Here is an 11070-nt window from a genome sequence, read left to right on the forward strand (position 1 = left end):
GGTCCACCGGGTCGCGACGCCAAGCACGGCACCTCGCCGCGTTGTCGGACCGCGCAAGTACGTCCAGTACGAGCCGCGGCCCTCCGCCTTGCGATGCACCGCACCGGACGCCGCGCCCCGGCAAACCTTTCCGGCCACAGCACTGGCCATAAGCCGTGGCTGCTAGTAGCGGGTGACGGCCAGGGTCCCGGACTCGGTGCCGATCGCGATGTGGGGGTGGCGGCGCGGGTTCGCCCAGCGCAGGATCTCCCGCATGGCCCCCTCGGGGACGGATACGCAGCCGGCCGTCGCACCCCTGCCGTTGACGTGCAGGAAGATGCCCGCGCCCCGGCCGCGTACGGGCTCGGCGTAGTTGAAGCCGATGACCAGCGCGTGCGCGTACTGGGACGTGTACGCCACCAGGTGCTCGGCCTCGCCCGGCGCGCAGTCCGCCGGCAGCGGCTCCACCCAGCGGTTGTAGGCGGCGGACGCGTTGTCCTGGCACCACCACGAGCCGCCGGTCACCCGCCGGTAGCGGTACTCCGTCCCGGCCGGCGCGCGCCGGATCCCGAAGGCGTACGGGAGGTCGTACAGGCCCGTCGGCGTGGTGCTGGTGCCCTGCGTACGGGTCGCGCCCTCGGTGAGGCCTTTCGTCCCGAAGCGGGCGTCCGCGCTCCCGGCCTCGAACCAGCGCCCCGCCCGCCGGTCCCACCAGGTCAGGCGGCCGGTCGTGGAGCCGGGGCCGGGGGCGACGGCGGTGATGAGCTGGCTGCCGCCGCCGGTGTCGGCGAGGCGGGCGGGCAGCGGATCGTGGCTCGGGAAGCCCTGCGGCAGCAGGGCGGTGACGATCGTTACGCCGGTGACGAGAGCGGTACGCAGCACATGTCAGACGGTACGGGGCGGAAGGGGCAGCGGCAGCGCAGGCAGGCCGTCGAGGCTCGACTCGATGAACTCCTTCTTCTCGCAGTACTCCCCGAACTCCTCGTCCGTCTTGCGGCCGAAGTACTCCGCGTGGAGGGTGCGTTCCCCCTGGTACTCCATGAAGGGGACGGCGTACCCGCACACATCGGCGATGCGCCGGGCGCGGACGAGGATGATGGCCCGGGCGGCCGGTCCGTCGGCCTCGCCGAAGTGGGCGATCAGCTCACCCCAGCGGGGGTCGTCACGGAAGACGGCCTCGCCCTCGCCGTGGATGCGCACGATGTTCGGCGGGCCGCTGAACGCACACCACATGAGGGTGATCCGGCCGTTCTCGCGGACGTGCGCGATGGTTTCGGCGCCGCTGCCGCCGAAGTCCAGGTAGGCGAGCCGCTGCTCGTCGAGGACGACGAGGGTGCCGGCGCGGCCCTTGGGGGACAGGTTGATGTGACCGTCATCCGCGAGCGGGGCGGTCGCCGTGAAGAAGACCGGCTGCTCTTCGATGAACGTGCGCAGCCGGCCGTCTATGCGTTCGTGCAGTTTTCCCATGGTGATCAGTATCCCCCGGGCCGGATCATGGTCCGCCGGCATCGCCACGGCGGCCGCAGTCCGTCCAGGCCGCCCCGCGCGTGCAGCGGCCGGTAGGCGGCCCGGCGGGTGTGCAGCGGCGGCGGCCCGACCGGCCCGGCCCAGGGAGGGGACCCGGGCGACCGGACCACCGGGAGGTGCGCCCCGCCCCGGCCACGGGTTTGATTGACGAAACATACGGAGCAGTGCATAGTTATGCCTGTCGTTGGATGCACCGTAAGGAGAAGCCCGTGACCGAGCGCGTCGTACTCGCCTACTCAGGCGGTCTTGACACCTCCGTCGCCATCGGCTGGATCGCCGAGGAGACGGGCGCCGAGGTCATCGCGGTCGCGGTGGACGTCGGTCAGGGCGGCGAGGACCTGGACGTCATCCGCAAGCGCGCGCTCGCCTGCGGCGCCGTCGAGGCCGAGGTCGCGGACGCCAAGGACGAGTTCGCCGACGAGTACTGCCTTCCGGCGATCAAGGCGAACGCCCTCTACATGGACCGCTACCCGCTGGTCTCCGCCCTCTCCCGGCCGGCCATCGTCAAGCACCTGGTCGCCGCGGCCAGGAAGCACAACGCCTCGATCGTCGCCCACGGCTGCACCGGCAAGGGCAACGACCAGGTCCGCTTCGAGGCCGGCATCGCCGCCCTCGGCCCCGACCTCACGTGCATCGCCCCGGTCCGCGACTACGCGATGACCCGTGACAAGGCCATCGCCTTCGCCGAGAAGGCGGACCTCCCGATCGCCACCACCAAGAAGTCCCCGTACTCCATCGACCAGAACGTCTTCGGACGAGCCGTCGAGACGGGCTTCCTGGAGGACATCTGGAACGCGCCGATCGAGGACATCTACGAGTACACCGCCAACCCGGCCGTCCCGCGCGAGGCCGACGAGGCCGTCATCTCCTTCAAGGCCGGTGTCCCGGTCGCCATCGACGGCAAGCCCGTGACCGTGCTCCAGGCCATCCAGCAGCTCAACGAGCGCGCCGGAGCCCAGGGCATCGGCCGGATCGACATCGTCGAGGACCGCCTGGTGGGCATCAAGTCCCGCGAGGTGTACGAGGCGCCGGGCGCGATCGCACTGATCACCGCCCACCAGGAGCTGGAGAACGTCACCGTCGAGCGCGAGCTGGCCCGCTACAAGCGGCAGGTCGAGCAGCGCTGGGGCGAGATGGTCTACGACGGCCTGTGGTTCTCCCCGCTGAAGCGGGCGCTGGACGGCTTCATCAACGAGGCCAACCAGCACGTCACCGGTGACATCCGGATGACCCTGCACGGCGGCCGCGCCGTCGTCACCGGCCGGAAGTCCGAGGAGTCGCTGTACGACTTCAACCTCGCGACCTACGACTCGGGCGACACCTTCGACCAGTCCAAGGCCCAGGGCTTCATCGAGATCTTCGGCCTGTCCTCGAAGATCGCCGCCCGCCGCGACCTCGGCTGAGTCCGAGTCGTCCCACGCAGTACCGAGACGGCCTCCCCGTTACCTCCGCGACGGGGAGGCCGTTGCACACCCGAAGCCATGCAGTCTTGAGGAGCAGTAGCTGTGAGCAGCAACAACGGTGACGTCCGGCTCTGGGGCGGCCGCTTCGCCGACGGCCCCGCCGAGGCCCTTGCGAAGCTGTCCGCGTCGGTCCACTTCGACTGGCGCCTCGCGCCGTACGACATCGCCGGCTCGCGCGCCCACGCGCGCGCGCTGAACAAGGCGGGTCTGCTCACGGCCGAGGAGCTGGAGCGCATGACCGCCGGCCTCGACCAGCTCGAAGCCGATGTCGCCGACGGCTCCTTCACCGGCACCGTCGCCGACGAGGACGTGCACACCGCCCTGGAGCGCGGCCTGCTGGAGCGGCTCGGCGCCGACCTCGGCGGCAAGCTGCGCGCCGGCCGGTCCCGCAACGACCAGGTCGCCACCCTCTTCCGGATGTACCTGCGCGACCACGCCCGGACCATCGGCGGGCTGATCGCGGAACTCCAGGACGCGCTGGTCGGCCTCGCCGAGAGCCACGCGGACGTGGCGATGCCGGGCCGGACCCACCTCCAGCACGCGCAGCCGGTGCTCTTCGCCCACCACGTACTGGCCCACGTGCAGTCCCTCTCCCGGGACGCCGAGCGGCTGCGGCAGTGGGACACCCGGACCGCGGTCTCCCCGTACGGCTCGGGGGCGCTGGCCGGCTCCTCGCTGGGCCTGGACCCGGAGGCGGTCGCCGCCGACCTGGGCTTCGAGCGGGGCTCGGTCGGCAACTCGATCGACGGCACGGCCTCGCGCGACTTCGTCGCCGAGTTCGCCTTCATCACCGCGATGATCGGGATCAACCTGTCCCGGATCGCGGAGGAGATCATCATCTGGAACACGAAGGAGTTCTCCTTCGTCACCCTCCACGACGCCTTCTCGACCGGGTCGTCGATCATGCCGCAGAAGAAGAACCCGGACATCGCCGAGCTGGCGCGCGGCAAGTCGGGCCGCCTCATCGGCAACCTGACGGGGCTCATGGCCACGCTCAAGGCCCTGCCGCTCGCCTACAACCGGGACCTCCAGGAGGACAAGGAGCCGGTCTTCGACTCCTGCGACACCCTCGAGGTCCTGCTGCCGGCCTTCACCGGCATGATGGCCACCCTCACGGTCAACCGGGAGCGGATGGAGGAGCTGGCTCCGGCCGGCTTCTCGCTCGCCACCGACATCGCGGAGTGGCTGGTCAAGCAGGGCGTGCCCTTCCGGGTGGCGCACGAGGTGGCCGGCGAGTGCGTCAAGGTCTGCGAGGTGCTCGGGATCGAGCTCGACGAGCTGACGGACGAGCAGTTCGCGAAGATCTCGGAGCACCTGACCCCTGAGGTCCGGACCGTCCTGAACGTCAAGGGCGCCCTGGCCTCGCGCAACGGCCGCGGCGGCACCGCCCCCTCGGCGGTCGCGCTCCAGCTGACCGAACTCAAGGCGGACCTGGTCATCCAGCACGCCTGGGCGGCCCACAAGCAGTAGGCGCACTACGCGAAGGGGCGGCCGGAGCACGAGCTCCGGCCGCCCCTTCGGCGTCTACGAGACCCAGGCCGCCAGCGCGTCGAAGTCGGGGCGGGTCATGCCGATCCGCTCGTCGACGCGCATCAGCAGCGCCCGCGCCGGGTGGCGCTGAGCCACGTACTCCCGGTCCATGTCCGTGATGTCGTCGTCAATCCACGCGAAGGGCCGCGTGCCCGCGTACTCCAGGATGTACTGCGTCTTCCAGAATGTGCCGCGTGGCGCCCGGCCGTGCATCACCGGCCAGTCGATGAAGGGGAGCCGCGGCAGGCCCAGGTGCGGGCCTATCCAGTCGTTGGCCTCGTCCTTCCAGGTGGTGGCCCAGATGAGTTCGTACGACTCCGCCAGCGTGAGCAGCTCCGCGCCGTGGCCGTGGTTCAGCCAGACCCGCAAGGGCTTCGGGCTCTCGGCCCCCGTCCAGCCCGTGGGGCGCATCCGGTGGGTGGTGTACCCCTCGGGGCGGCGCTGGGCCTCGGCCGCGTAGGGATTCAGCGGTCCGTCCACGTCGATCAGCAGCAGGGGCTTCGTCGGTTTCATCTGGGCAGGATTCCTTTCAGCTGCTTCTACGGCTGCTCATTTGTCGATCGAATGAGACAATGACGTCTCATTCGGGTTATGCTTGTCTCATGGCTATGGACCGTGAACAGGTGCTGCGCGACGCGGCCGCCCTGCTCTCCCGCAAATCGACCGCCACGATGGACGAGGTCGCCCGCGCCGCCGGAATCGGGCGCGCGACCCTCCACCGGCACTTCGCCGGGCGCGACGCCCTCGTACGGGCCCTCGAAGAGCTGGGCATCCGGGAGTTCGAGGTGGCCTTCGACCACGCCCGCCTCGACGAGGGCAGCGCGGTCGAGGCGCTGCGCAGGCTCGTCGCGGAGGCGGAGCCGAACGCCGAGCTGCTGGCCTTCCTCGTCACCGAGAACCAGCTCTTCGAAGGCGACCAGGTCAACGAGGGATGGGCCCGCCTGGACGCCCGCGTCGGGGCACTCTTCCGGCGCGGCCAGGAAGAGGGCGACATCCGGATCGACCTGAGCCCCGCCTGGCTCACCGAGGCCCTCTACGGCCTCATCGGCACCTGCGCCTGGGCCGTCATGGACGGCCGGGTCGCGGCCAAGGACTTCCAGTACATGATCACCGAGCTGCTGCTCGGTGGCGCACGACGGAGCGTGGAGTGATGAGCGGTACCAAGCAGGCGAGCCCGGTCCAGGGGGCGGGGGTCAAGAGCGGCCGCGGGCGGTGGCTGGCGCTCTCCGTGCTCGTGCTGGCCGTGCTGCTGGTCGCGGTGGACGCGACGGTACTCGGTCTGGCCACCCCCTCCCTCTCCGAGGACCTCAAGCCGTCCGGCACCCAGCTGCTGTGGATCGGCGACATCTACTCCTTCGTGATCGCCGGACTGCTCGTCTCCATGGGCTCCCTCGGCGACCGCATCGGCCGCAAGAAGCTCCTCCTGGCCGGGGCCACCGTCTTCGGCGCCGTCTCCGTCCTCAACGCCTACGCGACCAGCCCCGAGATGATGATCGTCGCGCGGGCCCTGCTCGGCGTGGCCGGCGCGACCCTGATGCCGTCCACCCTCGCGCTGATCCGCAACATCTTCCACGACCCGAAGGAGCGCAGCCTCGCCATCGGCATCTGGGGCGCCACAGCCTCCGCCGGTGCGGCCGTCGGCCCGGTCGTCGGCGGAGCCCTGCTCCAGCACTTCTGGTGGGGCTCGGTGTTCCTCATCAACCTGCCCGTCATGGCCGCCCTGGTCATCGTCGGCACCAAGCTGCTGCCCGAGTCCAAGAATCCGGTCGCGGGCCCCTGGGACCTGGTCAGCGTCGGCCTCTCGCTCGTCGGTGTCATCAGCGTCGTCTACGCCGTCAAGGAAGCCGCCACCCACGGCCTGACCTGGGAGGTCGCCGGGGCCGCGGTGCTCGGCGCGGGCGCGCTGTACGGCTTCGTCCGCCGCCAGTTCACCCTGCCGTCCCCGCTGCTCGACATGCGGCTCTTCCGGCACCGCGGCTTCTCCGGCGCGGTCCTCGCCGACCTCCTCACCGTCTTCGGCCTGTCCGGACTGGTCTTCTTCCTCTCCCAGTTCCTCCAGCTCGTCCAGGGCCGCGAGCCGCTGGAGGCCGGCCTCGCGGAACTGCCCGCCGCCATCGGCGCGGTGGTCACCGGTCTCGCCGCGGGCAGGTACGCCCGCAGGTACTCGGTCCGGTCGATCGTCGCCGGCGGCCTCGGCGCCATAGGCCTGGCCCTCGCCGCGCTGACCGTGCTCCACAAGGAGAGCGGCTACCCGCTGCTCGGCGCGGCCCTGCTCGTCGTCGGCCTCGGCGCCGGATTCTCCTTCACCGTCACCGCCGACGTGATCCTCTCCAGCGTGCCCAAGGAGCAGGCCGGTTCGGCTTCGGCCGTCTCCGAGACGGCGTACGAACTCGGCGCCGCCCTCGGCATCGCCCTGCTCGGCTCCATCGTCACCGGCGTCTACCAGGGCTTCACCGCCCCGGCGTCCGTCGCGGGCCCCGTCGCCGACGCCGCGCACGAATCCCTCGGCGGAGCCGTCGAGGCGGCCAGGACCCTGGACCCGCACACCGCGCAGCAGATGGTCGGCGCCGCCCAGGAGGCGTTCGTGGACGGGCTGCGGCTCGCCTCCGGCGTCGGCGCCGCCGTTCTGCTGGCCACTGCCGTGGCCGCCTGGTTCCTGCTGAAGGGCCAGAAGCTCCAGGATGGCATCGCGCACTGACGTGGCGACAAACGATCTGTTCCGGCCAGGAGTTGACAGTCCGTCGGACCCCGGGTCACCATCCCGGCGATGGAGATCAATGATCTGACCCCGGCGGAACGCCGCGTCTGGGAAGCCTTCCCGCGCGGTGAAGGCGTCGACTTCCGCGAGAGTCCGGACGAGGACGCGTCGGAGGGTGCCTCATGGGGTCCCGAGCGTACGGTCCGCGCCGATGTGCTCCGCGCCCTGCTGGTCAACAGTCCTTCGGTGCCCGGCCAGGTCGCCGGCCTCAAGATCAAGGGCGCGAAGATCACCGGGAGGCTGGATCTCAAGTACGCCGCGATCGAGGCCCCGATGCGGATGCGAGGCTGCTGGTTCGAACACAAGCCGGGCCTGTACGGGGCCCGCCTGCGCGCCCTCGTCCTCACGGAGTCGTGCCTGCCCGGCCTGACCGCCGCCACCCTGCGCGTCGAGGTGGTGCTCCGGATGTCCTGCTGCCGTATCACCGGGCCGGTCCGCCTCGCCGGAGCCCGGATATCCGGCGGCCTCTTCCTCCAGGGCGCCGTCCTCGGCACACCGGAAGGCACCGCCGAGGGCGCTCAGGAGCCGTCGCTCCAGCTGAACCACGCCACCATCGGTACCGACATCATCGCCTTCGGATTGACTGTCTACGGTCAGGTACGTATCAACGGAGCCGTCGTCGGCGGCCAGATCAATCTGGATGACGCCTGCCTCCTCGTCCCCGGCGGCACCGCCTTGCACGCCGAGACCCTCACCGTCGGCACCGACCTGCGAGCCATGCGGATGGAGGCCCAGGGCAGGGTCAACCTCACCGGCTCCCGTATACCGGGGCAGCTCAACTTCGCCTATGCCCGCTTCCTCAATCCCGGCGGCGTCGCCCTGCGCGCCTCCAGCTGCGTGATCGGCGAGGTGTGGCTACGCTCCTGCGAGCGGCTCCAGGGCGGGGTGAACCTGCGGCGCTCGCAGTTCGACCTGCTGCACGTGCCGCCCGAGACCTGGCCCGACCAGATCCGCATCGACGGGCTCACCTACAGCACCCTCGCCCCGCACCTGCCCGCCGAGGAACGGCTGCCCGCGCTGGAGCGGGAGGAGTCCGGTTACCTCCCGTACGCCTACGAACAGCTCGCCGCGGCCTACCGTACGGCGGGCGACGACGCGGCCGCGCGGACGGTGCAGCTCGCCAAGCTGCGGCGGCACCGGCACACCCTGCGCCGGCACACGCGGCTCTGGGGACTGCTCCAGGAGGCCACCGTCGGCTACGGCTTCCGGCCGCTGCGCGCGGCGGGCTGGCTCGCGGCGCTGCTGCTGACCGGGAGCATCGCCTACGGGATCGAGCCGCCGCGCGCCCTGAAGACAGGAGAGGCGCCCGACTTCAACCCGGTGTTCTACACGCTCGACCTGATGCTGCCGATCATCGGCTTCGGCCAGGAAGCGGCCTTCGCGCCGAGCGGCTGGCACCAGTGGCTGTCGTACCTGCTGATCGTGACCGGCTGGGTCCTCGCCACCACGACGGCGGCGGGCGTCAGCCGGTCACTCCGGCGGCAGTGAAACGGTTTCAGGCCGCCTTGGCCTTGGTGGCGTACATGTCCACGTACTCCTGGCCCGAGAGCCGCATGACCTCGGCCATCACCGAGTCGGTGACGGCGCGCAGCACGTAGCGGTCGCGGTCCATGCCCTCGTAGCGGGAGAACTCCATCGGCTCGCCGAAGCGGACGGTGACCCGGCCCGGGCGCGGCATGCCGGCGCCGCCGGGCTGGAGCTTGTCGGTGCCGATCATCGCGAACGGGACCACCGGGGCGCCGGTCATCAGGGTCAGGCGGGCGATGCCGGTGCGGCCGCGGTAGAGGCGGCCGTCGGGCGAGCGGGTGCCCTCGGGGTAGATGCCGAAGATCTTGCCCTCTTCGAGGATCCGGCGACCGGTCATCAGGGCGGCGACTCCGCCGTTGGCCCCGTCGCGGTCGACGGGGATCATGCCGGAGCCGGTGAAGAACCAGGCCATGGCGCGGCCCTTGATGCCCTTGCCCGTCACGTACTCGTCCTTGCCGATGAAGTGGACCGTGCGGTCGCAGACCAGCGGAAGGATCATCGAGTCGATGAAGGTGAGGTGGTTGCCCGCCAGAATCACCGGTCCGTCGCCGGGGATGTTCTCGATGCCCTCCACACGGGTGCGGAACATCAGGCGCATGACCGGTCCGACAGTGGCTTTGATGAGGCGCGTACGGAACAACGTGGGCCCTCCGGCATCGAAAAGCGTTTTTCGCACCCACCACACGGCGGTAGTGCAGGTGAGGACGATACTCGCGGGTCAGCCCTGATCGCACATCGGGTTCACGAGTCGATACACACTGTTGACGTACGTTTCCGCCATGTTCCCCCGCTGCGCCCCCGGCCGATACCGCCCCTTGCCTACGATCGGCACGGCGATTCGGGCGTTTCGGAGCGAGGAGTGGGACTCATGACGCAGGGTGGGGCAGCACGGCGCACGGTCCTGGGGGCGGCCGTCCTGGCGGCCGGAGGTGGGATCACGGCGCTCTCGGCGGGCACGGCCACCGCGTCGGACGCGGGCACGGCCACCGCGTCGGACGCGGGCACGGCCACCGCGTCGGACGCGGGCACGGCCGCCGCGTCGGACGCGGGCCACCGCGGGGGCTACCGGGACCTTCCCTACCCGACGGTGATCGGCCACCGCGGCGCCAGCGGATACCGGCCGGAACACACGCTCGGCTCCTACCAGCTCGCCCTCGACCTGGGCGCGGACGTCATCGAGCAGGACCTGGTCCCGACCAAGGACGGGCACCTGGTGTGCCGCCACGAGAACGAGATCGGCGGCACCACCGACGTCGCCGACCACCCCGCCTTCGCCTCGCGCCGGACCACCAAGTCCGTCGACGGGGTCTCCGTCACGGGCTGGTTCACCGAGGACTTCACCCTCGCGGAGCTCAAGACCCTGCGTGCGAAGGAACGTATCCCCGCCCTCCGCCAGCGCAACACCCTCTACGACGGCCAGTGGGCCGTACCCACCTTCGAAGAGGTGCTGCGCTGGGCCGACCGCGAGGGCAAGCGGCGCGGCAAGACGGTCTGGCTGCACGTCGAGACCAAGCACCCCAGCTACTTCCGCGCCCTCGGCCTCGGCCTGGAGGAGCCCCTCGCGAAGCTGCTGCGCCGCTACCGGCGCGACGGCCGCGATGGCGCCCTCTTCCTCCAGTCCTTCGAACCCTCCAGCATCCAGCGGCTCGCGCGGCTGGTCTCGGCGCCCCGCGTGGTCCTGCTCTCCGCGGCGAACACCCGTCCGTGGGACTTCGAACAGGCCAAGGACCCGCGTACGGTCGCGGACCTGGTCAAGCCCGAGGGCCTGCAGTGGATCGCCGGCTTCGCCCAGGGCATCGGCCCGACCATGGACCTGATCCTCCCGCGCGACGCGGCCGACAAGCTCGGCGCTCCCACCACGCTGGTCGCGGACGCCCACGCCCGCGGGCTCATCCTGCACCCCTACACCGCGCGCAACGAGAACAGCTTCCTGCCGGCCGACTACCGCAAGGGCACGGACCCGGCCGCGTACGGGGACGCCTTCGGCGCCTTCCGGACGTACTTCGAACAGGGCATCGACGGCATCTTCACGGACAACCCGGACACCGGGCTGCTCGCGGCGGAGGCCTTCCGCCCGGGTCGCCGTCCCGTCAACCGCTGAACGGGCCTTCCCGAACGAGTGGGCCGGGCCCGGCGGGGAAACCGCCGGGCCCGGCCCACTCGTCCCGCCCGGCATGGACCTGCTGAAGGCTGACGTCTTTGAGAAGCTCCGCCCGCTGCTCTCCGCCGAGGCGGCCGCGGAGGCCCCGGGCGCCGGAGTCGAGGCGGCCGACCTGGAACAAGCCG

Annotated in this window: 10 protein-coding genes; 6 read left to right on the forward strand and 4 right to left on the reverse strand. The window is 70.9% G+C overall.

What is annotated here, in order from left to right; genetic code table 11:
• Positions 1-162: 162 nt before the first annotated feature.
• Both J7E94_RS31250 and J7E94_RS31255 read right to left on the reverse strand, forming a co-directional pair.
• Positions 163-828, reverse strand: coding sequence for a L,D-transpeptidase family protein (locus tag J7E94_RS31250; protein ID WP_308345557.1), 666 nt, complete (start codon positions 826-828; stop codon positions 163-165).
• Between the two features lie 36 nt (positions 829-864).
• Complete coding sequence (locus J7E94_RS31255; protein ID WP_215020191.1) at positions 865-1446, reverse strand: pyridoxamine 5'-phosphate oxidase family protein; 582 nt, start codon at positions 1444-1446, stop codon at positions 865-867.
• 269 nt (positions 1447-1715) lie between these two features.
• On the opposite strand from J7E94_RS31255, the gene J7E94_RS31260 reads away from it, so the two are divergent.
• A complete protein-coding gene (locus J7E94_RS31260) occupies positions 1716-2909 on the forward strand; it encodes an argininosuccinate synthase (protein ID WP_215020192.1) in 1194 nt (397 codons plus the stop codon).
• A gap of 102 nt (positions 2910-3011) precedes the next feature.
• Entirely contained in the window at positions 3012-4439 is a 1428-nt protein-coding gene (gene argH / locus J7E94_RS31265) for an argininosuccinate lyase (RefSeq protein ID WP_215020193.1), read from the forward strand.
• 54 nt (positions 4440-4493) lie between these two features.
• Here the strand turns inward: argH and J7E94_RS31270 are convergent, their stop codons facing one another.
• Positions 4494-5012, reverse strand: coding sequence for an HAD domain-containing protein (locus J7E94_RS31270; RefSeq protein ID WP_215020194.1), 519 nt, complete (start codon positions 5010-5012; stop codon positions 4494-4496).
• An 89-nt stretch (positions 5013-5101) separates the two neighbouring features.
• On the opposite strand from J7E94_RS31270, the gene J7E94_RS31275 reads away from it, so the two are divergent.
• The 3 genes from J7E94_RS31275 (at position 5102) to J7E94_RS31285 (ending at position 8745) form a co-directional block, all read left to right on the forward strand.
• A complete protein-coding gene (locus tag J7E94_RS31275) occupies positions 5102-5650 on the forward strand; it encodes a TetR/AcrR family transcriptional regulator (RefSeq protein ID WP_215020195.1) in 549 nt (182 codons plus the stop codon).
• Positions 5650-7197 (forward strand): MFS transporter, encoded by a 1548-nt coding sequence (locus tag J7E94_RS31280; RefSeq protein ID WP_215020196.1) that lies wholly within the window; start codon positions 5650-5652, stop codon positions 7195-7197. The genes J7E94_RS31275 and J7E94_RS31280 overlap by 1 nt, the downstream gene beginning before the upstream one ends.
• A gap of 69 nt (positions 7198-7266) precedes the next feature.
• Positions 7267-8745, forward strand: coding sequence for a membrane-associated oxidoreductase (locus J7E94_RS31285; protein ID WP_215020197.1), 1479 nt, complete (start codon positions 7267-7269; stop codon positions 8743-8745).
• A gap of 7 nt (positions 8746-8752) precedes the next feature.
• Here the strand turns inward: J7E94_RS31285 and J7E94_RS31290 are convergent, their stop codons facing one another.
• A complete protein-coding gene (locus tag J7E94_RS31290; protein ID WP_251057504.1) occupies positions 8753-9382 on the reverse strand; it encodes a 1-acyl-sn-glycerol-3-phosphate acyltransferase in 630 nt (209 codons plus the stop codon).
• Positions 9383-9652: 270 nt separating this feature from the next.
• On the opposite strand from J7E94_RS31290, the gene J7E94_RS31295 reads away from it, so the two are divergent.
• Positions 9653-10885 (forward strand): glycerophosphodiester phosphodiesterase, encoded by a 1233-nt coding sequence (locus J7E94_RS31295; RefSeq protein WP_215020199.1) that lies wholly within the window; start codon positions 9653-9655, stop codon positions 10883-10885.
• Positions 10886-11070: the final 185 nt, after the last annotated feature.

It is taken from the genome of Streptomyces sp. ISL-94, from assembly GCF_018614075.1.
In the GTDB taxonomy this organism is placed as follows: domain Bacteria; phylum Actinomycetota; class Actinomycetes; order Streptomycetales; family Streptomycetaceae; genus Streptomyces.

What these genes read in the sequence shown, in the direction of transcription:
- J7E94_RS31255 (WP_215020191.1), bottom strand. Translation starts at nt 1,446, where the DNA reads ATGGGAAAACTGCACGAACGCATAGACGGCCGGCTGCGCACGTTCATC.
- J7E94_RS31270 (WP_215020194.1), bottom strand. Translation starts at nt 5,012, where the DNA reads ATGAAACCGACGAAGCCCCTGCTGCTGATCGACGTGGACGGACCGCTG.
- J7E94_RS31275 (WP_215020195.1), top strand. Translation starts at nt 5,102, where the DNA reads ATGGCTATGGACCGTGAACAGGTGCTGCGCGACGCGGCCGCCCTGCTC.
- J7E94_RS31280 (WP_215020196.1), top strand. Translation starts at nt 5,650, where the DNA reads ATGAGCGGTACCAAGCAGGCGAGCCCGGTCCAGGGGGCGGGGGTCAAG.
- J7E94_RS31285 (WP_215020197.1), top strand. Translation starts at nt 7,267, where the DNA reads ATGGAGATCAATGATCTGACCCCGGCGGAACGCCGCGTCTGGGAAGCC.
- J7E94_RS31290 (WP_251057504.1), bottom strand. Translation starts at nt 9,382, where the DNA reads ATGCGCCTGATGTTCCGCACCCGTGTGGAGGGCATCGAGAACATCCCC.
- J7E94_RS31295 (WP_215020199.1), top strand. Translation starts at nt 9,653, where the DNA reads ATGACGCAGGGTGGGGCAGCACGGCGCACGGTCCTGGGGGCGGCCGTC.